The sequence below is a fragment of the Cupriavidus sp. HPC(L) genome, assembly GCF_000307735.3.
Lineage (GTDB): Bacteria > Pseudomonadota > Gammaproteobacteria > Burkholderiales > Burkholderiaceae > Cupriavidus.
Genome location: NZ_AMPR02000001.1, coordinates 101383 through 125046 on the forward strand (window position 1 = coordinate 101383; position 23664 = coordinate 125046).

Consider the following 23664-nt stretch of genomic DNA (forward strand, 5'->3'; position numbering starts at 1 on the left):
ACGATCTCCGTGCACGTCCTGTCTCCCTTGTCGGACTGGTCCGCGTAGTCGTGTAGCCGCGGCCAGCGCGGCCGTCGGGGTGCCATATGATCGCGCGAACCGTGCCGACTATCCAGCCCGCGGTATGCCGCTCGACATCATACAAAGCCATGATTTACGTGCGGGCCCAAATGCTGTTGCCTGCGGGCCCTTGGACAGGGCGCGGAGGCGCTGCCGCTGCGCCGAGACACCCGGCGGCGTCGATCCTGCCGCTGGCGATCGCCGTCGCGGCAAGGCGGTCGGTCCAGTGGCCGCTGACGATCAGGCCGCCACGATGCGCGAGCCGGACGCCCGCCGCGAACGGCTGGCAACAGGTGGCGTGGCCGGACCCTGTGGCCTGAAGGTGGACATAGGCCAGGGCTTCGGTGCCGACCGCGCGTACGGCCGCCTGCGCACGCGCCAGTTCCGCCGCCGTCGTCGGCAGGCTCAAGGTCAGCCCGACGCGGCCCGGCGGCCATGTGTTCAGCAGCGCCTGGACCGCGTCGCGCAGGAAGCCGCTGTCGGCCGACGTCCGGCCGATCCGATCCGGCCACGTACCGAGCGTCGCGGCAAGCTCGACCCCATCGAAGCCCGCGTCGATGGCCTGCTCCGCCGCGGTACGGTACGCGTCGAGCGCCGCATCGATCTGGTCCTCGTTCAGCGGCAAGCCGACCGCACCGGCCGATGCGCCGATGCGCGCCACGGCAATGCCGCCTGCCGCATGGATCGAACGCGTGGTCTCGAGCCAGCCATTGACCTCGCTGGCGCAGGCGATCCCCGTTGTCAGCGGATGACCCTGTCCGGCCAGCGCGCCGTCGGCCAGCGCGCAGACCCTCAATCGGCCTTCGGCGGTTCCGTGGCTGTCGGCCTGGCGGGCGCAGCGGACAGGGTCCGCCGGGGCGCCGACCATGAAGAGCCGGTGTCGCAGGCGTAGCGCGCCCAGGGTCAATGGCAGGAGCAGGGCTCGAAAGGGTTCGGCGGTCATGGTTGGGTGAGGCAGTGCCGCGGGGACACCGTTGATGTTGGTCCAGCGGTGCGGCAGGGGCGAGTTATTCGTTGCTAAGAATCGCCCGGCATGGACGCGGGCCGGCAGGAGGTGGGGGCAGGAAGGATCAGGCGCCCGCAGCGTTCTTAGCAAGTCTTAACTCGCGTTATGCGGAGTCGCCGACAAGAATGACCGCAATGCATTTCTGTCTCCACTGAGCCACAGATCCCCATGAATACGCCGCCAGCCGCCACGTTGGGCCTTGCCGCAAGGCGCATTCCGCCGCCTCCGACCGTCCACGCCGCGACCTCGCTGCTCGAGCCCGGCATCCCGCGACATGTGATGGACAACGGGGTGCCCGGGCGCGGCGCTCCGTTGTCACCGGGCGCCCGGGTTCAGGCACGGCGGGGGGCAAGCTGGCTGATGCCGGTCACGGTGTGGGAGTCCTCCGCGGATGGCGAGGCCGCGCCCGTACCGCCGCCTGTAGACGGCCATATCCTGGAGTGGCATTTGTCGGCCTCCACCGTGCAGCGGGTGTTGCCGTCCGGCCACATCATCGAAACGCTGCCGCCGAACGGCTTCCTGCTCCGCCCGATGGGGCTGTCGCTGCGGGTGAAGACGGCCGGCCCGACCTGCTACGTCCATTTCCATTTGGCCGACACCTTTCTGCGTACCGTCGCCGTGGACTGGCTCGGCGATGCGGCCGACTGCGACGGCTTGCTTTGCTGCGGGCAACTGATGAGAAGCGATGCTCAGCTTGTGTCGATGCTCGATGTGTATTTGCGCCGCGCGCTGGACCCTGACGAAGCGCCGACCCGGCTCGAAATGGACAGTCGCGCCCACCTGATTGCGTTGCAGGTCCTGCGGCGCCATTCCACGCTGGTCGAGGGGCAGCTCCGCGCCAGGCGCGGCGGCCTGGCGCCCCATCAGTTGAAGAAGGCCTGCGAGCTGATGACGCGCGATCTCGCCGAGGATATTCCGCTGAGCGTGCTGGCTGGCGAGATCGGCGTTTCGTACCATCACTTCTGCCACGCCTTCAAGATGTCCACCGGACAGCCGCCACGGCAATGGCTGGTCGAGCGCAGGGTCGAGGCCGCGTGCGAACTGTTGCGGACCACGCGCATGACGGTGACCGAGATTGCCGCTGCCGTCGGATATGACGACCAGAACCAGCTGCTGCGCGTGTTTCGCAGCAGGCGCGGGACCACTCCCGGCGCGTATCGGCGCGAATTCCAGGATGTCGCCGGCACCGCGGCCGTGGCCATGACCGTGGCCGCATGACGGCTTGAGGCCGAGCATGGAATCGGCTCGCTCGCCGCGAGCGCCCTGCAATGTGTCATACAATCGCCCGCTTTTTCGCCGGGCATGCCTTTGCCTCACCCGATTGGACTAATAGAAAGCTGTGATTCCGGCGCGCGCCCGCGTCACGGTATCTTCGCGCCGGAAGCCGTCATCGAGTCGGGGACGCAATGGTCGGGCGATTTCAATTCCTTGTTCCGGGAGCGAACGGCGCTGCCCTGATGGCGCGGCAGGGGCCATAGCCATGGCGCCCGAAGCGACGCTGAACTTCGGCCCTTTCAGCCTGCTCCCGCGTCAGCGCGTATTGCTGGAGGGCGGGGTGCCGGTACGGCTCGGCAGCCGCGCGTTCGATCTGCTGGTGACGCTGGTGGAGCGGGCTGGCGAAATCGTTCCGAACGCCGAACTGATGGCGCGCGTCTGGCCAAATGTGATCGTCGAATCCGGCGCGCTCAGGGTCCATCTGGCCGGCCTGCGCAAGGCGCTTGGCGATGGCCGGCAGGCACAGCGCTACATCGTCAACGTGCCGATGCAGGGCTACTGCTTCGTTGCTCAGGTCACGCCGGGAAGCGCGCCGGATTTGCCGGTAACGACTGCCTCCGAAGCAGGCGGAGCGGGCGGGATGGCCGGCGCAGGCGGCCCGATACCCACGGCAACAGGCACCGTGCCGGCCCCGCATGCGCCGATGGCGATGCCGCTGCCCGCGCAGGTAGCGCGCGTGATCGGCCGGGACGAGGTCGTCGCCGAACTGGTGCGGGAGCTGCCGCAGCGGCGGTGCGTCACGGTGACCGGACCGGCCGGAATGGGCAAGACCACGGTCGCACTCGCCGCGGCAAGGCAGCTTTCCCCTTCGTTTGACCAGCACGCGGTATTCGTCAATCTGGCGCCGCTCAAGGACGCCTCGCTGGTCACCAACACCGTTACCGCCGCGCTCGGGATTTTCGCGCCCGGTGCGGCATCCTTGCACGTCCTGCTGACCCATCTGCGGGACCGTCGCGTCCTGATCGTGCTGGACAATTGCGAGCATGTGATCGAGTCCGCCGCGGAACTGGCCGAGGCGCTGCTGACAGGCGCGCCTGGCGTCCACTTGCTGATGACCAGCCGCGAGCCGCTGCGCATCCACGGCGAATGGGTCCAGCGGCTCGGCTCGCTCAGCGTACCTCCCATGCTGGAAAAGCTCAGCGTGCACCAGACACTCGGCTATGCGTCGGCGGACCTGTTCGTCGAGCGCGTCAGGGCCAGCCTAGATTCGTTCGAGCTATGCGAAGCCGATCTGCCGGCCCTTGGCCGGATTTGCCGCGCGCTCGACGGCATACCGCTGGCACTTGAACTGGCGGCCGCGGGGGTGGACCGGCTCGGCATGCGTGGCGTGGCTGCCCATCTCGACGATCGGCTCGGCCTGCTGACCCGTGGACGCCGCACCGCGCTGCCGCGCCACCAGACTCTGCGGGCGGCGCTGGACTGGAGCTATGCGCTGCTGCCCGAACCGGAGCGCTGCCTGCTGCGAAGCCTGTCGATCTTCCGTGGCCGGTTTACCGCGGAAGGGGCCAGGGCCCTGATGGACGGTTGCGCGATGGCCGGCGATGTCGACGAGCATCTTTACAACCTGGTCAGCAAGTCGCTGCTGATGTCGGACGTCAGTGGGGAGGTCGCGCAGTACTGGCTGCTGGAGACCACGCGCGAGTATGGGCTGGCGCAGATGGAAAGCCATGGCGAAACGGCCAGGGTGTCGCGCCTGCATGCCGGCCACATGGTGCAGCTCGCCGACGCGGCCGAACGCGCGAGGCCGCATCAGCCGCAGGGCGAATGGCTGGCGCGCCATGCCTACCTGCTCGACGACTTTCGCTTCGCGCTGCACTGGAGCCTGTCCGAGCGCGGGGATCTGAACATCGGCGCCGCGCTGGCCGGCGCCTCCGCGCCGCTGTGGTACGCGCTGTCCCATATGGCCGAATACCTGTCGCTGGTCGAGCGACTGCTCGAACTGCTGCCCGGTACGGACGCGCTCGACCCCGCTCGCGAGATCGCGGTGCGCGAGGCCCACGGCCATGCACTGTGGAACAGCCGTGGTGCAGGACCCGCTGCCATCGCGACCTTCGAGCGTGCGCTGGAGCTTGCGCAGCGGACCAATTCGATTCCAGACCAGCTGCATGCGTTATGGGGCCTGTGGCTGGTCAGCAATTCGTTGGGGGACTATCCGCTGACCGTCCGCCGGGCCAATCAGTACGGGGAGCTGGCTCCGCTGACCGGCAATCCGGCCGATGCGGTGGTGCATGACAGGATGATGACGCTGAGCATGCATTTCACGGGCCAGCATGCCAGGGCGAACTTCCACGCGCGGCGGGTGCTGGCACAACCGTTGAACGTCAATGTCAGCGCGCGGCGCAGTGGCTTCCAGTTCGACCAGCGCGTGGCGGCGCTGATGACGCTGGCGCGCATCCTGTGGCTACAGGGTTTTCCGGAGAGCGCGCTCGATCATGCGGAAGGAGCGGTCGAGCGGGCGCTGAACATCAACCATTCGCTGTCGCTGTGCTTTGCCATCTCGGTGGGGTGCGGGCCGGTGGCGTTCTGGAGCGGCGACGGCGAGCGGGCCGAGCGCTATACCGCTCTGTTGCGCAAACGCGCGGCGGAGTACGCACTGACGTTCTGGGGCCATTTCGGAGAAGGCTATGCGCTGGTGCTCGGCCGTCGTCGCGGCGAGGTGGACCACGCCGACGTTCCGGCAAATTGGCCGCGATCGCTTCGGGACACGCTCTGCACACTGGACGCGGACCTGGTCCAGACGGCGGATTTCGAACGCGGCCGGACCGGGGTGGTACCGTGGATCTCCCCCGAGCTGTTGCGGATCGAGGGCGAACGCCTGCGCCGTCTTGGCGATGCCGAGGCCGCGGAGCGATCGATGCGGGCGGGCCTGGCGATGGCCGACGAACAGGGCGCCCGGTCCCTGTCGCTGCGCTGCGCGATGAGTCTGGCGGACCTTCTGGCTGATGTCGGATCGCGCGGCCCGGCGATCGACGTGCTGGCGCCGGTGTATGAAGCCTTCACCGAGGGATTCGGCACGGCGGATCTGCAGGCAGCCTCGTGCCTGTTGAAGCGGCTGGCGTGAGGGCGCCGGTGGTCAGGCGATCGCGCTGGCGCCGATGCTGTCGAGCACGAAGCGGACGCGGGTGGCCACGTCGGCTCGCGGCAGTTCGATCAGCGTATAGCCGCAATCGCGATACGCCTGCGCGACGGCATCAAAGGTGCGCTCGGCTTCGTCCAGCGATTGCTTGCGCTCCGCGTCCTGCCGATAGATTTCCGGCCACGGCGGTGCGATAAACACCTGCGGCCGATAGCGAAACGCGGCGGCGGCCCGCAGCAGATGCTCCGGCACCGGCAGTTCGCACAGCCGCAGATAGCCGATGACGTCCGGCACGCCGCGATCGAACAATACCGGGCCCGCTTGCCGCTGCCCCATGCGATAGGACCTCAGTTCCCAGCCGAGCATCGCCTCGGCGAAGGCCTGCCGGTCGCGCCACGGCAGCGCGGGGCCGTCGATCGCGACCTGATCCTGGATGATGCCGCGGCCCGCTTCTTCCGAGCGGGCGTAGCCTTGCTGCTCGAGCGCATCGATCAGCGTGCTCTTGCCCGAGCCCGGGCCGCCGGTGAAGACGATCAACCGGGCGGTATTGTCGGTGCCGCGGGCGGCGGCATGGCGGCCCGTCAGGCCCATGTCTTGTGCTGACATTGCTCCTTCCTCAAGTTGGGAGTATGGGGTGCTTCGGTTTGGCGCACTCGCGCCGCGGCTACTTCGACGTGGCGATGCGCGCCGTCAACAGCGGGTAGGGATTGATCGCGCCGGCCGGCGTATAGATGCCGTAGTGCAGATGCGGCGGCGTACCGCGCGCGTTGCCGGTATTGCCGACATAGCCGAGCACGGTGCCCGGCATGACGCGATCGCCGGGCGCGATCTCGCCATAGCGGTCGAGGTGGGCGTAGTAGTGCATCTGCCGGCCCGGTCCCATGACCCAGACGACCTGGCCGCCGAGATTGTTGGTGCCGACGCGGGACACGATGCCTTCGGTCGCCGACACGACTTCGCGTCCGCGCGGCGCGAAGATGTCGATGCCCTGATGCCGGCGGCCGCCGGAGCGCGCGGCATTCCAGGTATCGCGCAACGCGTTGGCCGATACGCCCGCGACCGGCACCGGCAGCGCTTTCGGCGCCGGCATCGCGGCCAGGCGGATGCCGTAGACCATGCGATCCAGCACCGGCTGGACGCGCGGCCAGGCCCACCACGCGGCGGCCGCGAAGGCCGCGATCCACAACCAGCCGGACCGCCTGCGCAGGAGCGACACGGTGGTCAGCCTGCCGCGGTGATCGCCGGCCCGCGCGGAATCAGGCGGTCCTCGTGGTGGCAATCGACACGCCGGCCTGCAGCGTGCGGGTGACCGGTGTCTTGCCGGCGATTTCCAGCAGGCGTTCCCACTGCTCGTCGCTCAGCGATGCCGACGTGTGCAACGTGCGTTCGATCCGCGTATCGCCGTCGCGGTTCTTCAGCAGCGTCAGCTCGACGCAAAGATCGCCGAGGTCCCAGCCCTTGCGGTCCGCATACATCCGCAGCGTGATCGCGGTGCACGCGCCCAGCCCGGTCAGCACATAGTCGTACGGAGCCGGCCCGGCATCCTGTCCGCCGGCCCTGGCGGGCTCGTCGGACACCAGCTGATGCTTGCCGGTGGTGATCTCGTGCCGGTAATTCGGTCCGGCGGCGCGGACGCTGGCGTGGGAAACCGGGGTCATGGCGGGTGGCTCCTGTCGGGTCGGTTCACGAAAATGGCTGACATCGCGGGGCGAATACTGTCCCGGCCGCGCGAATCCACCGGGCATTTTATGCCTCAATTCGTCGTCAACACCCGCACCGGGCCGCGCCGCTCCAGCATGTCGACGACGACATGCCGGCCCGAGCGCCGCAGCGCGACGTCGGCCGAGCCGCCGCCGACCGCGAGGTTGCGGAAGACCACCTCGTCGAGGAAGGCCGGCAGCGCCGGCTCGTCGAAGGTGATATGCACGCGTTCGGTGTCGAAGCCCAGCCCCAGGCTGGCCTGCAGCATGTACAGCGGCGCGGCCGCGGCCCAGGCCTGCGGGATGCAGGCGACCGGATAGAAGGTCGGGCCCTGCGTGCCCTGGCGCGGGAAGCCGCAGAACAGCTCGGGCAGGCGGCGCAGGTCGATATAGGTGGACGCCGCGAACAGGCCCTCGAAGATCCGTGCCGCCTCGCGATGGAAGCCGTAACGGGCCATGCCGCCGGCGATCAGCGCATTGTCGTGCGGCCAGACCGAGCCGTTGTGATAGCTCATCGGGTTGTAGCGCGCCTCGTTCGACGCGACGGTCCGCACGCCCCATCCGCAGAACGACGTTCCCGACATCAGCGTGCGGACCACCGCGGGCGCGCGCTCGGGAAACGCGATGCCGGTCAGCAGCGCATGGCCCGCGTTCGACGTGCGCACCCGGCAGGGCCGCTTGTCGCCATCGAGCGCGAGCACGTAGGTGCCAAGCGCCTCGTCGAAGAACGCCGCGTCGAAAGCCGCGCGCAGCGCCTCGGCGCGCGCGGCGCATTGGGTGGCGCGCTCCGTCATGCCCAGTTGCCCCGCAATGTCGGCGCCGGCCTGCCAGGCACCGTAGACGTAGGCCTGCACCTCGGCCAGTGCGATCGGTCCCTTGGCCAGCGTGCCGTCCGCGTGGAACACCGAGTCCTGGCTGTCCTTCCAGCCCTGGTTGACCAGCCCTTCGGTGGTGCGCCTGCCGTACTCGACGAAGCCGTCGCCATCGCGGTCGCCATAGCGCTCGATCCACTGCAGCGCGGCCTCGAGGCTCGGCCACAGCCGCTGCAGCGTGCCCAGGTCTCCGGTGCGATGCAGATAGGCGCCGGCCAGCATCACGAACAGCGGCGTCGAATCGATGCTGCCGTAGTAGCGGCGGAACGGCACCTCGCCGAGTTCGGCCATCTCGCCGTGCCGTACCTCGTGAAGGATCTTGCCGGGCTCGGCATCGGCGGCGGCATCGTTGTCGGTGGCCTGATTGGCCGCCAGGTAGCCGAGCACGCCGCGCGCGATATTCGGGTCCAGCCACAGCGTCTCCAGCGCCGTGATCAGCGCGTCGCGGCCGAACACGGTGCTGAACCACGGAATGCCGGCGTAAGGGTACGGACCTTGCGGCGTATCGGTGATCAGCATGTACAGGTCGGACACGCTGCGCCGGACGGCCTCGTTGAAGATCTCGTTCGACGTGACGATCGAGGCCGCGCGCGAGGCCGAGTTGCGCAACGCCCGCCTGGCATCGCGCAGCGCGCTGAAGAATGTGCAGCGCGTCTGCTGCGGAATCTCGCCGATGCCGCAGCGGATCTCGACGAACAGCAGCCGCGCCTCCTTCGGCTGCAGCTCCATCGTGAAGCGGGCGCAATTGCCGGTCAGCCGTGTCGGCGCCGGATCGAACAGCAGCGCGGTGTGCCGGCTCTGCTGGTCCAGTCCGGTATAGCCGAGGATGACCCGATTGTTGGTAATGCGGGCCGGATGGTGTTCGCCGCGGCGCTCGCGCTTCGAGCCGCGGACTTCGAACAGGTCGGCGAAATCCGCGGCAAACGCCAGTTCGAGCTGGATGCGGCGCGGCTTGTCGTCATAGTTGCGGATCAGCAGCCGCTCGTAGCACGTCGCATTCCACAGGAAGCGCGAGCGGCGCAGATGGAGCACGTCGTGTTCGACCGTTAGCTGGCCATCGCCGTCGAACAGATCGGGATTGGTCAGGTCGCAGGTCAGCGTCGCGTTGTCGTCGCGCAGCGTCGACGACAGCAGCATCGGCCGCGCGCCATCGATCGACAGGAACAGGTGCGACAGATGGCGGCAGTCCCGATGGAATACGCCCTCGGGACTGCCGGGACCGGACAGTGCATCGCCATTGTGGTCGAACACGGCGAAGGTATCGCCATGCTTGAGCGTGCGCGGCCTTCGTTCCTGCAGCGACGCGGCGGCCGGGATGAAGAACTGGGCGAGCTGGGTACCGCCGGGCCCGCTGGGCGCCGGCGCGTGGGTAGCGGCAACAGTGCTGGCGGTTGGCATCGTCGCGATCCTTTGCGGTTCAGGCGAGGGCACGCAGACCGACGCGATCGCTGCCGATCGCGTTGCCCACCGTTGCTCCCATGGCACGGCGCAGCAGCGCACCGGCGTTCAGGTCGGCCAGGCTGCGATAGATCTCGACATACCGCTGCGCCATTTGTTCCACGGTGAAGCGGCGCTCGAAGGTGGCGCGGATCCGGCCCCGGTCCAGTTCGTCGATGCGTCCGACCGCTTCCGCCGCCTGCTCGATGTCGTCGACGATAAAGCCGGTCACGCCCTCGTCGATGACTTCGGGCACCGAGCCGCAGCGATAGGCGATCACCGGTGTGCCGCAGGCCATCGCCTCGATCATCACCAGGCCGAACGGTTCCGGCCAATCGATCGGGAACAGCAACGCGCGGGCATTGCCGAGGAATTCGGCCTTCTGGTGCTCGTTGATTTCGCCGATGAACCTGACTTTCGGATGCGCGGCGATCATCGGCGCGATGACCTCGTCCCAATAGGCCTGGTCGGCCTTGTCGATCTTGGCGGCGATCTTCAGCGGCATGCCGGTACGCGCCGCGATCTCGATCGCGCGATCGGGCCGCTTTTCGGGCGAGATGCGGCCGAGGAAGGCCAGATAGCCCCCCTTCGGATCGGCGGTGAAGGGCAGCAGGTCGCGCGGCAGCCCATGGTGCACCGTGCCGACCCAGTTGACAGGCGGCATCGGCCGGCGCTGGTGGTCGGAGATCGACACCAGCGGAAACTCGGGAAACGCGCGATAGAACGGCGCCAGATCGGGCAGATCGAGCCGGCCATGCAGCGTGGTGACGGTGCGCTCGGCGATATCGCGGATCAGCGGGAAATGCAGCAGGTCGATGTGGAAGTGCAGCACATCGAAGTCGTCGGCACGCCGACGGACCTCGTCCAGCATCATGACGTGATAGGGGATCGGGTCTTTCACCCTGGGATCGAGCCGTAGCGCGATGTCGGAGCCGCGTACCAGCTTCGCGGCGGTCCTGGAGTCGCCGCTGGCGAACAGGGTCACGTCATGACCCTGGCGGACCAGCTCTTCGGTCAGATAGGACACGATGCGCTCGGTGCCGCCGTAGAGCTTGGGTGGGCAACGCTCGGCAAGCGGGGCGATCTGGGCAATCTTCATCAGCAAACCTCCTCTTCAAGCGAAGTTGACTGTCCGGAAGCCGCGCGGCCGCGATGGCCGGCGCGGCGTGGGTGCCGTTCCAGAGAAGACGGGCCGACGCCAAAATAGGGGCGGCTGTGTGACCTTCAAGAGCCCGCCTCCCCAAATTTTTTGGGCGGCGCAGCTGCGCCGCCCTTCTGGATTAGTTATATGCGATGCCGAAACGGTGTGAAGAGCGGGCCGCATGGCGGCTTTGCGCAAAGGGATGTTCGGTGTTCAGCGCTGGCCGTCGCCGAGACCATGACGGGCATGCCATTGCGCCAGCGATTCCTCGGGCCACTGGCCGCAATGGACATGGCCCTTGCCGCGCGGCACGTCGACCCAGGGCGCCGCAAAGTCCAGCGCCGCCTCGACGACCTCGGGCGGCCGCGGCAGCGGGGTATCGATCGCCGACGCATGCGGATGGACCAGCTCCGGCCAGCGCGGGTCCCATAGCCACAGCGGGCTGCCGCATTGCAGGCAGAAATGGCGCGATGCCGGCGAGCGGGTCGCGCGCTTGCCCGGCTCGCGCATCACGGCGTGATAGATGCCCAGATGCTTGCGGCCCCGTACGCGCAGCGTGTTGGCGTCGGCGCCCAGATTGATCGCATAACCGCCCGAGCCCGCCGTCTTGCGGCAGATCGAGCAATGGCAATGCATGAACGGGTAATACGAAGACGACTCGACGCTGAAATGCACCGCGCCGCAATGACAGGAGCCTTCCAGATGCATGGCGACCTCATCTTCCAGAGTGGTGGATCGAGGTTCCTATTGTGGAAGCTGATCGCTGGAATACCAATCGAATGCCAATCCGCAGGCCGGGATGCAGGGAAGGCGCCGCGCAAAACAAAAAGCCCGCCGATCTTGCGATCGGCGGGCTTTCTGCTTGTTGCTGGCGGAGTGGACGGGACTCGAACCCGCGACCCCCGGCGTGACAGGCCGGTATTCTAACCGACTGAACTACCACTCCTTGTCGGCATCCGGACGCCTTTGGCGACCGGTCAAGCTGGCGTCCCCTAGGGGATTCGAACCCCTGTACTCACCGTGAAAGGGTGATGTCCTAGGCCTCTAGACGAAGGGGACTGGAACCGTTTCGCTAACGCTGTGTTTTGCGTCGCGAGGGGCGCAAGTATAACCCCGTTTTTTTCGCGTGTGAAGCCTCTTCGATGCAATTGGCGAATTGGCGGGCAGGGTAGATGCCTATGGCATCATTCCGGCACGACAACATGAGGATGGACATGATTCAGGACACGCACAGCAAGCTGATCGGTTATTTGCTCTGGATCTTCGGATTCACCGGCTCGCATCGTTTCTACTATGGCAAACCGGTAACGGGCACGATCTGGTTCCTGACGCTGGGCCTGCTTGGCATCGGCTGGCTGATCGACCTGTTTCTGATTCCCGGCATGGACCGGGATGCCGACCGCCGTTTCACCTCCGGCCGCGTGGATTTCAATATCGCCTGGATCCTGCTGACCTTCCTCGGCATCTTCGGCGTGCATCGGATGTATATGCGCAAATGGCTGACCGGCCTGCTGTATCTGGTGACCGGCGGCTTCTTCCTGATCGGCGTGCTCTACGACTTCTGGACGCTCAACGATCAGGTGTCCGACAAGAACCGCGTGTTTTCCTGAGCGGCGGACCGATTCGAATGCGCACGGAGCGCTGACCGATGGCAGGCAGGCAAGGCGCCCTCGGCCTGAAAGGCATCGCGCTGCTGGAGGCGGCCAAGGGCGCGCTGGTGGTGCTGGCCGGGATCGGCCTCGCGGCGCTGCTGCATCGCGACGCGCAGGCACTGGCCGAAGCCATCGTCGCGCGGCTGCACCTGAATCCGGGCAGCCGCTATCCGACGATCTTCCTGTCGCTGGCCGCGCATCCCGACGATCCCCGCCTGTGGGCCATCGGCGCGTCGGCCGCGGTCTATGCGGCGATGCGCTTCGCCGAGGCCTATGGGCTGTGGCACGAGCGCGCCTGGGCCCAATGGCTGGGCGTCTGGTCCGGCGCGATCTATATTCCGGTGGAACTTTACGAAGCGGCGCGGCATCCGACCTGGATACACATCGGCGTGGCCGTCGCCAACGTGGCGATCGTTGCCTATCTGGCCGCGAGCCTGGCCCGCCGTCGCGGCACGCCGCGATGACAGGCGCCTGATGCCGGCACGATATCTGCAACGCCTGTAACGGGAACGGCCCGGGGTTGCCAAGGGACGATCGAAGACCGACCACGCGAGGAGCCCGATATGCCTGAATCGAACGATCCGACCCGATCATCGGCCGATCCATCGGCAAGGCCGCGGCATTTCTCGATGATCCGCGAGCTGGCGCTGGCCGACGTCTTCACGCTGGCCAATGCGGGCTGCGGCATGGCGTCGGTGTTCTTCGCGATGTTCTACATCGACAGCCAGTCGCTGCGGCATTTCCTGATCGCGGCGGCCTTCGCGCCCGCGGCCTTCTTCTTCGACGTGATCGACGGCCGTGTCGCGCGCTGGCGCCATGCGCATTCGGCGCTGGGCCGCGAGCTCGATTCGCTGGCCGACATCATCTCGTTCGGCGTCGGTCCCGCGGCGCTGGCCTTTGCCGCCGGCATGCGCGGCGGCTGGGACCTGATTGCGCTAATCTATTTCGTCTGCTGCGGCGTCAGCCGGCTCGCGCGCTTCAACGTCACGGCCGAATCGCTGTCCGGGGCCAGCGGCAAGGTCGCCTATTTCGAGGGCACGCCGATCCCGACCAGCGTGGTGCTGACCGGCGTGCTGGCGCTGTGCGCCTGGCAGGGGCGCATCGGCGACGCGCTGTTCGGCGGTGCCTGGACGCTCGGTCCCGCGGTGCTGCATCCGCTCGTGCTGCTGTTCGTGCTGTCGGGCTCGCTGATGATCAGCAAGACGCTGCGGATTCCGAAGTTCTGAGGCGGCGATCGTCTATCGCAGGCCCTTATCGCAGCCCTTATCGCAGCCCTTATTGCAGCTCCTATCGCAGCCGCTATCGCAGCGACAGCCACACGGTCTTCGGCTCCGTGAAGTTCTGCAGCGCCGCGTCGCCATGCTCGCGGCCCAGTCCCGAGTCGCCGGCCCCGCCCCACGGCAGCCGGACATCGGTATAGCCATAGGTATTGATCCAGACGGTGCCGGCCTTCAGCTCGCCGGCGACGCGGTGCACGCGGCCGATGTCGGCGCTCCAGACGCCGGCCGCCAGGCTGAACGCGGTCCCGTTGGCGATGCGGATCGCATCGGCCTCGTCGTCGAACGGAATCACGCTGGCCACCGGGCCGAAGATCTCTTCCTGCGAGATGCGCATCTCGTGCGCGACGTTGGCGAAAACCGTGGGCGCGACGAAGTAGCCGCGCTCGCCGACACGCATGCCGCCGGCCACCGCCGACGCGCCTTCCTGCTTGCCGATCTCGATATAGTCGAGCACCGTCTTCAGTTGCGCGCTGGACACCAGCGGACCCATCGTCGTATCGGGCAAGGCCGGGTCGCCGACGCGGATCGCGCGGGCCCGTTCGGCGAGCCGCTCGACCACCTCGTCGTAGACGGCGCGTTGCGCGAGGATGCGCGATCCCGCGGAGCAGACCTGGCCGGCGTTGAAGAAAATGCCTGACGCCGCGGCGCGTACCGCCGCGTCGAGATCCGCGTCGGCAAAGATGAGGTTGGCCGATTTGCCGCCCAGTTCGAGCGTGACGCGCTTGAAGTTGCCGGCCGCGCCCTGCATGATGCCGCGGCCCACGCCGGGCGAGCCGGTGAAGGTCACCTTGTCGACGCCGGGATGGCCGACCAGCGCATCGCCTACCACGCTGCCCTTGCCGGTGACGATATTGAGCACGCCGGGCGGCAGGCCCGCTTCGAGCGCCAGTTCACCGATGCGCAGTGCCGACAGCGGTGTGATTTCCGCGGGTTTGACGATCACGGTGCAGCCGCATGCCAGCGCCGGCGCGATCTTCCACATGCCGATCATCAGCGGGAAATTCCACGGCACGATCGCGGCCACCACGCCGACCGGTTCGCGCACGGTATAGGTCAGCGCATCGGGGCGGGCCGGTATCACGTCGCCGTGGATCTTGTCGGCCCAGCCGGCGTAGTAGCGCACGGTGTCGATCACCGCCGGCATATCCTGCCGACGCACGGCGGCCAGCGGCTTGCCGGCGTCAAGGCTTTCCAGTGCGACCAGCTCGTCGCGATGGGCCTCGAGCAGATCGGCGAAGCGCTGCAGGATGCGGCCACGCTCGGCGGCACGCATGCGGCTCCAGCCCTTCAGCGCGCGGCGCGCGGTCTGCACCGCCAGATCGACCTCGGCCGGACTGCCTTGTGCGACCAGCGCGATCGGAGCCTCGGTGGCGGGATTGATGTCGGTCGAATAGGCCCCGGAAATGGGCGCGACGCGCTCGGCGCCGATCAGCAGATCGTGCCGCGGCAGCGCGGAAGAGTTGGGCCAGATCGGCGAACTCGGCGAACCAGGGGAGTGAAGCGGCGACGGCATGATGGCTCCTCACGGGATCGACCCGATGCATTTCAGTGTCCGCAAGCCAGGAGCCAAAGTCCAATTAATAGATCGGATTGATTTATCAAAAAAACTTATCGAGGTGCAACGGCCGCATTGTTGCCGGTCGCGTCTAACCCCGCGCCATGCTTTCCGGCGCGACCAGCGCCACGATCGCAGCGTGCAACTCCGCGGCGACCACGGGCTTGTGCAGCAGCACCGTGCCACTCGCATGCACGCTGCGCAGCCGGTCGGCCGCGGTATCGCCGGTAATGATGATCGCCGGTACCGCTTCCCCCAACTGCTTGCGCAGCGCGGCCATGGCCTGCAGGCCATCCCGGTTTCCGCGCAGCCGATAGTCCGCGACGATCAGATTGGGCCGGAACGCCGGCAGGCAGGCCAGCGCATCGCGCTCGGACTCCGCTGCCCGGCAGTCGCATTGCCAGCCCGACAGCAATTCGGTCATCGCCAGCCGGATATGCGGATCGTCGTCGATGACCAGCGCGCGCACCGCGGGCAGCGGCTTCAGCGGTGCCGGGGCATCGCTTGGCAGTCGATGTACCAGCGCATCGATGCCGGCCGGCGGCAGCCAGACCCACGGCAGCGCCATGCGGAACACCGAACCGCGCCGCGGCGTCGACGCCAGCGTGACTTCGGTGGACATCGTCCGTGCCAGACCGCTGGCGATCGACAGTCCCAGCCCCAGGCCCTTGCGCTGATCGCGCTCGGGATTGCCGAGCTGATGGAACTCCTGAAAGATCGCCGCGTGCTGCGACGCCGGGATGCCGATCCCCGTATCCCATACCTCCACCACCGCGTGTTCGCCGCGCCGGCGGCAGCCCACCAGCACGCCGCCGCGCTCGGTATAGCGGATCGCATTGGCGATCAGATTGCGCAGCACCAGTTCGACCAGCGCCGGATCGGCAAACACGGCGCAGGTGGTCTCGCGCGTCCGGTAGACCAGGCCGCGCGCTTCCGCCAGCGGCGCGAATTCGCTTTCGAGCCGGTAGAGCAGCGGTTGCAGGCGGAACGCCATCGGCCGGGCCTGCACCACGCCGGCTTCGAGCTTGGAGAAGTCGAGCAAGGTGTTCAGCATCGCCCGCGCGGCATCCGACGCGGACTCGATATGCGTCAGCAGCTGGCGCTGCTTGTCGTCGAGCGCGGTGCGGCTCAGCGACACCAGGAACAGGCCCAGAGCATGCAGCGGCTGGCGCAGGTCGTGGCTGGCCGAGGCGAGGAATACCGACTTCGCGCGGCTTGCCTGTTCGGCCTCGCGCTGGGCCGATTCGGCGCGCGCGGTCTGTTCGCGCAGCTGGCCGATCAGTTCGATATTCTCGAAGCGCAGCGCGATCGAATGCCGCGCCACGCGCGCGTAATTGCGCGCGAAGATGATCAGCACGATCAGATAGAGCGGCGTTGCCAGGAACATCGGCAGATAGTCCGGGTCGCCGGTGGCCAGGAAACTGATCCATACCGGCAGGATCGCCGGCACGAAGAAGCCGACGGCGACCGGCAGGCAGGCCGAGAACACCGCGAGCGCAGCGGCGCTCATGCCCGCGATCAAGCACAGCACCGAAATGACGATGGGTGGCTGACGAACATCCAGATAGAGCAGGGCGATCAATCCCCACAACGCGCCGATGCAGGTCAGCAGCATCGTCATCCAGCGCGCGTAGTACGGCGCGCCGGCCTCGCTGGTGCGGGCCGGCATGCGATGGCGGCCGAGCACGCCGTAGGCGCAGGCCAGCGTCATCGCGGCCATCCATGGCCACGCCAGCGGACGATCGCCGGACAGCACCAGCCCCGCGGTCAGGAACCAGGATGCCAGTGCGCAGCCGACCATGGCGACGCTGAAGCTCTGGTCCAGCAGGTCCATCTGCGCGGCCAGCAGCCGGCCCTCGTCGAAGCGCGGCAGCAAGGGCAGCCGCCGGCGGCCGCTGGCGGGCTTCACCGCGCGGCCTGTATCAGGCCGCGCCGCTGGGCCTCGATGATGGCCTCGACGCGGCTGACCACGCCAAGGTGATCGAGGATGGCGGCGACATGCACGCGCACCGTGTTCTCCGACAGGCCGAGATGGTGCGCGATGATCTTGTTGGAGCGGCCCAGCGCCAGCTGGCCCAGCACCTCGAGCTGGCGTGGTGTCAGTTGGCTCGGCAGGTAGCGTGCCGCGCCGGTGGCGGACTGGCCCGGCACGATGGCGTCATCGGCCGCGCGGAAGAAGTAGCTGCCGCCCTGCAGGCAGCGGGCAATCGCCTGCTCGATCTGCGTGGCATCCGCCGATTTCGGCAGGAACCCGGCCACGTCCTTCAGCACGTCCGCGGGAATCGCATCGCGGCCGGACGTGCCGGAGACGATCAGGATGCGCGCCGCGGGGAAATGCCGGCGCAGCACCCGCACGCCCTCGATGCCGTTCAGGCCCGGCAGCTGGATGTCGAGCAGGATGATGTCGATCGCCGCGCCGGCATGATGTTGCACCGCCTCCATCACCGTGCCGGCCTCGGCGATCGCGGACACGCTCGGGCTGTCTGCCAGCAGCAGACGCAGTCCGGTTCGGAACAGCGTATGGTCGTCGATCAGCAGCAGGCGGGCATCGGGCATGGCGGTCGGGAATGGGCCGGTCATCGGCATCGCGCGGCGGGGCCGATGCGCGCCGATCGCGGCTGCCGGCCCTCGTCAGTGCTGGATTGGAATCGATTCCCGCTCGCTTGTCCATGCCCGCGATCGGACGCCAACTAGTCCGGATGGATTATTGGCGGGACGGGCGCATGGTGCGAGGATGCGCCCTGAGCGGAACCGCGACTCGCTCATACCACTTTGGAATACCCGCACCTCCCGGCTGCGGGTATTTTTTTGCCCGGGCCTTGTTCACCGATATGGCCGCCGTGCATGGCGGTCATTCGCGGCAATGATCCAGCCCCATCATGCCGCCTGGTCCAGTGGCCACACCCGCGTATCGCGCGGCGTATCGAAGCGATAGTCGCTGTAGGGGCGCGCAAACAGTTCCGTGCCGAGGCGCTCGGCCTGCGCCATCGCGTCGGTCGGATCGCGTACCACCTCGCCGCGGCGATTGCCGGTGCCGCGCACCACGCCTGCCAATTGCGAATCGGTATAGCGAGCATACTCCTGCAATTGATGGACGATGCCGAGTGCCGCGCCGGCATAGCTTTCCTCCGAGGCCAGCACGAGCCCCAGCCGCTTGCGGGCGAGCTTGGGCATCACGTTGGCGGAATCCGGATGCGAGGCGGCGTAGTAGCAGAACATCCGGTCGAAGAAGGCCTTGGTCTGCGCCGACAGGCCATACCAATAGATCGGCGAGCAGAACACCACGCCGGCCGCCGGCAGGAAGTCCTGCAGCAACAGATCGCGATAGCCGTCGTCGATGCCGCAGCTGCCATCGGGACGGCGGCATTGGCGGCAGTCGCGCAGCAGCCCGCCGATATGGTCATCGAGAAAACGCAGCTTGACTGGATGGCCGGCGCGCTCGGCGCCGCGCTGCACGGCCTGCGCCATCACCGCCGAATTGCCGTCGCGCCGGGGGCTGCCGACCAGGATCAATACCGAGCCGGCAGAAGGGGTTTGGGAGACAGTGGTGTCCGTCATCATGTTCCTTGCATTGTGGGGTAGCGACACGGCGACTGTAGGATGGCGGCTGCGGCGCGACAAACGAGCAATTCTCGCGTCGGATCAATTGGATTCATCCCAGCGTTTTGTGCGCATTTTTCGGAGCGCATTGCATGTTCGCTTCCTTGCCGATCGCCGCCCTGCGGGTATTCGAGTCCGCGGCGCGGCATCTGAGCTTCAAGGCCGCCGCGGCCGAGCTGTCGGTGACGCCGGCCGCGGTATCGCATCAAGTGCGCGGACTGGAGTCCTGCCTGGGTGTGGCGCTGTTTACGCGCTTGCCGCGCGGTGTCGCGCTGACGGTCGAAGGCGAGCGGCTGTTCCATCGAATGCATGGCGCGCTGCTCGATGTGGCACAAGCGATCGACGAGCTGCTGCCGCAGCCTGCGGCCGGGTCGCTGACGGTGACCACCACCATGTCGTTCGCGGCGCTGTGGCTGGTGCCGCGGCTCGGACGCTTCTATCAGGCTCATCCCGATGTGCATGTACGGATCGACAGCGACGGCGCGCCGGTCGACCTGCATCAGGACGCGCGCATCGACGTGGCGATCCGCTATGGCACCAGCGCCTGGCCCTCGCTGCTGAACGCGTGCCGCCTCGGCGAAACCTTCGGCGTCTATGGATCGCCGGCCCGGATCGCGGCGGCCGGCGTAGGGGCCCCCGAGCTGATCACGGTTCGCTGGACCGATTCCACGCTGTACGACGATGGCTGGCAGGCGTGGTGCGATGCCGCCGGTGTGCGCTGGCTGCAGGATGGCGCGACGATGCGCGCCTACGAGGAAGAAAGCTATGCGCTGCAGGCCGCCGTCGCGGGACAGGGGCTGGTGCTGGCCAGTTCGATCATGGTATCCGACAGCGTGCGCAACGGGATGCTGCAGCCGTACCGGCCCGATATCACGGTAGCCGGTGCCGCCTATACGGCGCTGTGCGTGCCCGGACGCGAGCGCCATCCGCCGGTGCGCGCATTTCTCGCCTGGCTGGCGCGGGAATGGGCTGAATAGCATCATATCATTCAGATCGTGGCGGTTCCGCCAGCGGCCCTGGGAGGAAAGCATGCCGATCGCAGCCCGACACCGTGGTGCCCTTGCCGCCCGCCTCGCAAGCGTGGCGCTCGGCATGGCGTGCATTGCCGGCATGGCCCCGACCGCATCGTTGGCGGCATTGCAGGACCACTTCCTGTACTTCCCGAGCAAGGCACCGGTGGCTGCGCTGGTGTCCGACGAATTGCGCGCCTGGCCGGGAGAGGACGACTTTCTGGGCCTGCTCGCTGAACCTGCTCGTCCGGCCCGTGCTACGGCGATCGTGTTTCATGGCAACGCCGGTCATGCCGGCCATCGCAAGGTCTATGCGGACGCGCTGGTGGCGCAGGGCGTGCGCGTGATCCTCGCGGAATATCCGGGCTACGGGCCGCGCGAGGGCCGGGTAGGCGAGGCCAGCTTCGTTGCCGATGCTCAGCGTATCGTCGAGCTGGCCCATTCCCGCTACGGCGCGCCGCTGCTGCTGATTGGCGAATCGCTCGGCGCCGGCGTGGTCGCCGCGGCCGCCGCGCAACAGCGGGACAGGATTGCCGGCCTGATGCTGATTACGCCGTGGGACCGGCTGGCCCATATCGCCGCGCATCACTACGCCTGGTTGCCGACCACCTGGCTCTTGCGCGACCGCTACGACAGCGTCGCCAATCTCGCCGCATTCGATCGCCCGGTATTGGTGGTGGTCGCCGAGCGCGATCGGATCGTGCCGGCACGCTTTGGCCGCGCACTGCACGATGCGCTGGGCACCCGCCGCCAATTGCGCATCGTGCCGGGTGCCGACCACAACGACTGGTTCGATCGTGTCGATGGAGCGTGGTGGCGCCAGGCGCTCGCTTTCTTGCTCGAAGCCGGGCCCGCCGCCGCCGCTCCGTGAGCCGGGTTCATCAGCGCCAACGGTAATTGCATTAATGTTGGAACTTACGGATTTGGTCGCGCATTGGTTATGCTTCTGTCATTGCATTGAATGAACCAATCGGATGAAGCTCTCACCCGCCATTCCAATTCTGCGTATCTTCTCGGTGGAGAAGGCCAAGGAGTTCTATCTCGATTTCCTCGGATTTTCGGTCGACTGGGAGCATCGGTTCGAGGAAAGCCTGCCCCTGTACATGCAGATATCGCGCTCGGACTTGCTGCTGCATCTGAGCGAGCATCATGGCGATGGCACGCCCGGAACGGCCGTTTTCCTGCGGGTCGACGACATTGACATGCTGCAGCGGGAATTGGCGGCGAAACCATACCGATATGCGCGGCCCGGCGTCGAAACGATGGACTGGGGCAAGGAAATGCAGGTGGCCGACCCTTTCGGTAATTCCCTTCGTTTCTGTCAGCTCATTCACGATTAATTAAATTTCGAACACCTACCGTAGTAGGGGTTGCGGGGCGCCGCGCAAATTCCGTTGTGCGAAATCAATTACACTGGCGCAAAAAATAAGCTTTATTTCGGCAGGGGTCAGGAGCCAAAGCTTGGTGAAGAGTCGAATTGCGTCGGGCATGGCCCCGGCGCGCCAGTCGTATGCCATCGTCGTCGACGACCATCCGCTGGTGGCGCGCGGTATTGCGGGATATCTGACAACGCATTGCGACTACGCGGTGGCGCACTATGCCGCGAATGCGCAGGAGTGCTTTCAACGGATCGATGACGACGGTCCTCCCAGCCTGCTGGTGGTCGATTTCTGGCTGCCCGGCGGCACCGCCCTGGCGCTGCTGCGAGAGGCCGCCGCAAAGCTGCCATCGTGCCGCCTGCTCGTGATGAGCGGCGATGAGGACGCGCGCGTGCAGATCAAGGCCATGGAGGCCGGCGCGCATGGCTTTCTGCGCAAAAGCGAGCCGCCGGAGACGTTCGCCCAGGCCGTAGCCGCGTTGCGCAAGGGGGGAACCTGGTTTCCCGCGATGCCGCCGGCGGAACTGACGCCGGCATTGCGGCGCGAACTGCCCCTGAGTCCGCGTGATCTCGGCCTGACCGACCGGCAGGGCCAGGTTCTTGCATTGATGCTGCGCGGGCTGCCGAACAAGCAGATCGCCAAGGAACTGGCGATTTCCGAGCAGACCACCAAGGAACACGTGACGGCCATCCTGGGCAAGCTCGGTGTCAGCAATCGCGTCGAAGCCATCACGCTGCTGCACGGACGACGGCTCGAACCGTGAGCGAGCCGTTGTCGCCACCGCTGGGGCTGCGTCCCACCGCCGAATCGAGCGTCAGCCCGCGCGCCCGGGCGCGCCTGGTCGACATGACGTTCCAGCGGCTGGTCTTCAGCGTCAACGCCATCCCGTTCGTCGGCCTGCCGTTCGTTGCGTGGCTTCACGTCACCGGCAAGGACGCGCGTTCGCTGCTCGTCTGGACGCTGGCCTATTGTCTCGCGGCCGGCTGGATGCAGCTGGAGCGGCGCCACTATCAGCGCGAGCGGGCGCAGTCCGACGATGCCGTGATGGCCGAGCGCTGGCTGCCGGTGGTCGAGCGGATCGCGCTGGTTCACGGCCTGTGCCTGTCGATGGCGACGGTGTTGACCGCGGGACAGGTGACGTTCGACTTCGCGCTGCTGCTGCATATCAGCCTCGCCGCCATCCTGGCCGCCAACGCCACGCACCAGACGCCGATCCTGGGCGCCTTCCAGCGCTTTTTTTTCGCCTGCTGGGGCGTGGTCACCGTCAACGTGCCGTGGAGTTTTCCCGACCACTGGCAATTCGTGCTGCCGCTGACGCTGCTGTATGCGGTCGCGATCTATCGGCACGCGCTGATCGCCAATCAATTCTTCCGTCAGCAGGTGCAGCTCGAAGACGACGGCATCCGCCTCGCGGAAAGCTACCGGCTCGCCAAGGAGGCGGCCGAGGACGCGCTGCGAGCGAAGAACCTGTTCCTGACCACCGCCAGCCATGACCTTCGCCAGCCCGTTCATGCGATGGGCTTCCTGATCGAAGCGATCGCTCAGCGCAATCGCGATCCGGCGCTGATTCCGCCGCTGGACGATCTGCGGCGCAGCGTGCGATCGGTTCATCTGATGTTCAACTCGCTGCTCGACCTGTCGAAGATCGAGCAGGGCATGGCGATGCCGCGCAATGTGCCGGTGGCGCTCGCGCCGATCATGGAGGAGGTTGCGGCGCTGTTCCGCGAGGAGGCGCATAGCCGCGATCTCGATCTGCGCGTGCGCGTGCCGAAACAGGCGGCCGCGGTGCTGGCGGACGCCTCGTTATTGCGCCAGTCGCTGGTCAACCTGGTCCACAACGCGCTGCGGTACACGCAGCGGGGCGGCGTGCTGTTGTCCGCCCGGCGTCGCGGGGCGGACTGGCTGCTGGAAGTTTGGGATACCGGCATCGGCGTGGCCAACGAGGACAAGAGCCGCATCTATTCGCCGTACTATCGCAATGAATATGCATGGCGCATCGATAGCGCCGGCCATGGACTTGGATTGGCCGTGGTGGCCCGCTGCGCGACGCTGATGGGCGCCGCCTATGGGCTGACCTCGGTGGAACGCCGCGGCTCGCGCTTCTGGTTGCGCTTTCCCGCCGCGGATCCGGCGCAGGCCCATGTGCAGGAGATGACGACGGAGTCCCAGGCGCGGCCGACGAGCACGCTGCCGCCGCTGAGCGGCTGCTGCCTGATCGTCGAGGACGATCCGGTGGTTGTCAGGGCGTGGATGAGCCTGATGCAGGCATGGCACGTCGATGCCCGCTTCGCCGCATCGGCTACCGAGGCATTCGCGCTGCTCGACGGCGGACTGCGCCCGCAGGCGATCCTGTGCGACCAGCGCCTGCGTTCGGGCGAGAGCGGCTTCGAGGTGCTGAAGGACCTGCTGGAGCGCTGTCCCGACGCCAGCGGCGCGATGGTCAGCGGCGAATTCGATTCGCCGGCGTTGCTGCAGGCCGAGCGCGAAGGCTATGTGGTGTTGCGCAAGCCGTTGGAGCCGGCGCAGTTGCATGCATTGCTGTATCAGTGGCTGCGGCGCGAAGAGGCGCTGCATCGTTCGTCGTGATTCGAAGGGGGGCGATGCGGGCCTGCATCGCCGTC

General features: G+C 67.2%; 21 protein-coding genes and 2 tRNA genes. 10 read left to right on the plus strand and 13 right to left on the minus strand.

Annotated features, from left to right (window positions below):
• Window positions 1-154: 154 nt before the first annotated feature.
• Complete coding sequence (locus B551_RS00375; protein ID WP_157071881.1) at window positions 155-1003, minus strand: hypothetical protein; 849 nt, start codon at window positions 1001-1003, stop codon at window positions 155-157.
• A gap of 231 nt (window positions 1004-1234) precedes the next feature.
• Here B551_RS00375 and B551_RS25040 point away from each other — a divergent pair, with 231 nt between their 5' ends.
• Both B551_RS25040 and B551_RS00385 read left to right on the plus strand, forming a co-directional pair.
• Window positions 1235-2284: an AraC family transcriptional regulator gene (locus tag B551_RS25040; RefSeq protein ID WP_083492478.1), complete on the plus strand. Its 1050-nt coding sequence runs from the start codon at window positions 1235-1237 to the stop codon at window positions 2282-2284.
• Window positions 2285-2405: 121 nt separating this feature from the next.
• The gene (locus B551_RS00385; protein WP_157071882.1) at window positions 2406-5402 is read left to right on the plus strand and encodes a winged helix-turn-helix domain-containing protein; all 2997 of its coding nucleotides are present in this window, start codon (window positions 2406-2408) and stop codon (window positions 5400-5402) included.
• Between the two features lie 12 nt (window positions 5403-5414).
• Here the strand turns inward: B551_RS00385 and B551_RS00390 are convergent, their stop codons facing one another.
• The 8 genes from B551_RS00390 to B551_RS00425 all read right to left on the minus strand — a co-directional run bounded on the left by B551_RS00390 (window position 5415) and on the right by B551_RS00425 (window position 11626).
• Window positions 5415-6008: an AAA family ATPase gene (locus tag B551_RS00390; protein WP_006576634.1), complete on the minus strand. Its 594-nt coding sequence runs from the start codon at window positions 6006-6008 to the stop codon at window positions 5415-5417.
• A gap of 73 nt (window positions 6009-6081) precedes the next feature.
• Window positions 6082-6534, minus strand: a complete 453-nt coding sequence (locus B551_RS00395; protein ID WP_157071884.1) for a M23 family metallopeptidase — start codon at window positions 6532-6534, stop codon at window positions 6082-6084.
• A 139-nt stretch (window positions 6535-6673) separates the two neighbouring features.
• Window positions 6674-7075, minus strand: coding sequence for an OsmC family protein (locus tag B551_RS00400; protein ID WP_006576636.1), 402 nt, complete (start codon window positions 7073-7075; stop codon window positions 6674-6676).
• Between the two features lie 95 nt (window positions 7076-7170).
• Window positions 7171-9387: an amylo-alpha-1,6-glucosidase gene (locus tag B551_RS00405; RefSeq protein ID WP_023263282.1), complete on the minus strand. Its 2217-nt coding sequence runs from the start codon at window positions 9385-9387 to the stop codon at window positions 7171-7173.
• Between the two features lie 19 nt (window positions 9388-9406).
• Entirely contained in the window at window positions 9407-10525 is a 1119-nt protein-coding gene (locus B551_RS00410) for a glycosyltransferase family 4 protein (RefSeq protein ID WP_006576637.1), read from the minus strand.
• A gap of 255 nt (window positions 10526-10780) precedes the next feature.
• Window positions 10781-11275 (minus strand): GFA family protein, encoded by a 495-nt coding sequence (locus B551_RS00415; RefSeq protein WP_006576638.1) that lies wholly within the window; start codon window positions 11273-11275, stop codon window positions 10781-10783.
• A gap of 161 nt (window positions 11276-11436) precedes the next feature.
• A tRNA-Asp gene (locus B551_RS00420) sits at window positions 11437-11513 on the minus strand.
• Between the two features lie 37 nt (window positions 11514-11550).
• Window positions 11551-11626: transfer RNA gene (locus tag B551_RS00425), tRNA-Glu, on the minus strand.
• Window positions 11627-11781: 155 nt separating this feature from the next.
• On the opposite strand from B551_RS00425, the gene B551_RS00430 reads away from it, so the two are divergent.
• From B551_RS00430 to B551_RS00440, 3 genes are all read left to right on the plus strand, one after another.
• A complete protein-coding gene (locus B551_RS00430; RefSeq protein ID WP_197498343.1) occupies window positions 11782-12177 on the plus strand; it encodes a TM2 domain-containing protein in 396 nt (131 codons plus the stop codon).
• A gap of 38 nt (window positions 12178-12215) precedes the next feature.
• Window positions 12216-12683 carry a DUF2127 domain-containing protein gene (locus tag B551_RS00435; RefSeq protein WP_006576640.1) on the plus strand — a complete coding sequence of 156 codons (468 nt, stop codon included), beginning with the start codon at window positions 12216-12218 and terminating at the stop codon, window positions 12681-12683.
• 165 nt (window positions 12684-12848) lie between these two features.
• The gene (locus B551_RS00440) at window positions 12849-13445 is read left to right on the plus strand and encodes a phosphatidylcholine/phosphatidylserine synthase (protein WP_043436551.1); all 597 of its coding nucleotides are present in this window, start codon (window positions 12849-12851) and stop codon (window positions 13443-13445) included.
• Window positions 13446-13518: 73 nt separating this feature from the next.
• Here B551_RS00440 and B551_RS00445 read toward each other — a convergent pair whose 3' ends face one another.
• The 4 genes from B551_RS00445 to B551_RS00460 form a co-directional block, all read right to left on the minus strand.
• Window positions 13519-15012: an aldehyde dehydrogenase family protein gene (locus tag B551_RS00445; protein WP_023263284.1), complete on the minus strand. Its 1494-nt coding sequence runs from the start codon at window positions 15010-15012 to the stop codon at window positions 13519-13521.
• Window positions 15013-15145: 133 nt separating this feature from the next.
• The gene (locus B551_RS00450; RefSeq protein WP_006576642.1) at window positions 15146-16963 is read right to left on the minus strand and encodes a hybrid sensor histidine kinase/response regulator; all 1818 of its coding nucleotides are present in this window, start codon (window positions 16961-16963) and stop codon (window positions 15146-15148) included.
• On the minus strand, window positions 16960-17610 hold the full coding sequence (locus B551_RS00455; protein ID WP_043436556.1) for a response regulator transcription factor: 651 nt from the start codon (window positions 17608-17610) through the stop codon (window positions 16960-16962). Before B551_RS00455 ends, B551_RS00450 begins: the two co-directional genes overlap by 4 nt.
• 321 nt (window positions 17611-17931) lie before the next feature.
• Window positions 17932-18615: a flavodoxin family protein gene (locus tag B551_RS00460; RefSeq protein WP_043436500.1), complete on the minus strand. Its 684-nt coding sequence runs from the start codon at window positions 18613-18615 to the stop codon at window positions 17932-17934.
• Between the two features lie 131 nt (window positions 18616-18746).
• Here B551_RS00460 and B551_RS00465 point away from each other — a divergent pair, with 131 nt between their 5' ends.
• From B551_RS00465 to B551_RS00485, 5 genes are all read left to right on the plus strand, one after another.
• Window positions 18747-19631, plus strand: coding sequence for a LysR substrate-binding domain-containing protein (locus B551_RS00465; protein ID WP_006576645.1), 885 nt, complete (start codon window positions 18747-18749; stop codon window positions 19629-19631).
• Between the two features lie 115 nt (window positions 19632-19746).
• Window positions 19747-20535 carry an alpha/beta hydrolase gene (locus B551_RS00470; RefSeq protein ID WP_006576646.1) on the plus strand — a complete coding sequence of 263 codons (789 nt, stop codon included), beginning with the start codon at window positions 19747-19749 and terminating at the stop codon, window positions 20533-20535.
• A gap of 103 nt (window positions 20536-20638) precedes the next feature.
• Entirely contained in the window at window positions 20639-21004 is a 366-nt protein-coding gene (locus tag B551_RS00475; protein WP_006576647.1) for a glyoxalase superfamily protein, read from the plus strand.
• A gap of 124 nt (window positions 21005-21128) precedes the next feature.
• Window positions 21129-21806 (plus strand): response regulator transcription factor, encoded by a 678-nt coding sequence (locus B551_RS00480; RefSeq protein WP_231906481.1) that lies wholly within the window; start codon window positions 21129-21131, stop codon window positions 21804-21806.
• Complete coding sequence (locus B551_RS00485; RefSeq protein ID WP_006576649.1) at window positions 21803-23629, plus strand: hybrid sensor histidine kinase/response regulator; 1827 nt, start codon at window positions 21803-21805, stop codon at window positions 23627-23629. The genes B551_RS00480 and B551_RS00485 overlap by 4 nt, the downstream gene beginning before the upstream one ends.
• Window positions 23630-23664 lie beyond the last annotated feature (35 nt).

Bases quoted from the DNA above. Each gene is read 5' to 3' on its own strand.
- B551_RS00375 (WP_157071881.1), bottom strand. From the start codon at position 1,003: ATGACCGCCGAACCCTTTCGAGCCCTGCTCCTGCCATTGACCCTGGGC.
- B551_RS25040 (WP_083492478.1), top strand. From the start codon at position 1,235: ATGAATACGCCGCCAGCCGCCACGTTGGGCCTTGCCGCAAGGCGCATT.
- B551_RS00390 (WP_006576634.1), bottom strand. From the start codon at position 6,008: ATGGGCCTGACGGGCCGCCATGCCGCCGCCCGCGGCACCGACAATACC.
- B551_RS00395 (WP_157071884.1), bottom strand. From the start codon at position 6,534: ATGGTCTACGGCATCCGCCTGGCCGCGATGCCGGCGCCGAAAGCGCTG.
- B551_RS00400 (WP_006576636.1), bottom strand. From the start codon at position 7,075: ATGACCCCGGTTTCCCACGCCAGCGTCCGCGCCGCCGGACCGAATTAC.
- B551_RS00405 (WP_023263282.1), bottom strand. From the start codon at position 9,387: ATGCCAACCGCCAGCACTGTTGCCGCTACCCACGCGCCGGCGCCCAGC.
- B551_RS00410 (WP_006576637.1), bottom strand. From the start codon at position 10,525: ATGAAGATTGCCCAGATCGCCCCGCTTGCCGAGCGTTGCCCACCCAAG.
- B551_RS00415 (WP_006576638.1), bottom strand. From the start codon at position 11,275: ATGCATCTGGAAGGCTCCTGTCATTGCGGCGCGGTGCATTTCAGCGTC.
- B551_RS00430 (WP_197498343.1), top strand. From the start codon at position 11,782: ATGATTCAGGACACGCACAGCAAGCTGATCGGTTATTTGCTCTGGATC.
- B551_RS00435 (WP_006576640.1), top strand. From the start codon at position 12,216: ATGGCAGGCAGGCAAGGCGCCCTCGGCCTGAAAGGCATCGCGCTGCTG.
- B551_RS00440 (WP_043436551.1), top strand. From the start codon at position 12,849: ATGATCCGCGAGCTGGCGCTGGCCGACGTCTTCACGCTGGCCAATGCG.
- B551_RS00445 (WP_023263284.1), bottom strand. From the start codon at position 15,012: ATGCCGTCGCCGCTTCACTCCCCTGGTTCGCCGAGTTCGCCGATCTGG.
- B551_RS00455 (WP_043436556.1), bottom strand. From the start codon at position 17,610: ATGCCCGATGCCCGCCTGCTGCTGATCGACGACCATACGCTGTTCCGA.
- B551_RS00460 (WP_043436500.1), bottom strand. From the start codon at position 18,615: ATGATGACGGACACCACTGTCTCCCAAACCCCTTCTGCCGGCTCGGTA.
- B551_RS00465 (WP_006576645.1), top strand. From the start codon at position 18,747: ATGTTCGCTTCCTTGCCGATCGCCGCCCTGCGGGTATTCGAGTCCGCG.
- B551_RS00470 (WP_006576646.1), top strand. From the start codon at position 19,747: ATGGCGTGCATTGCCGGCATGGCCCCGACCGCATCGTTGGCGGCATTG.
- B551_RS00475 (WP_006576647.1), top strand. From the start codon at position 20,639: ATGAAGCTCTCACCCGCCATTCCAATTCTGCGTATCTTCTCGGTGGAG.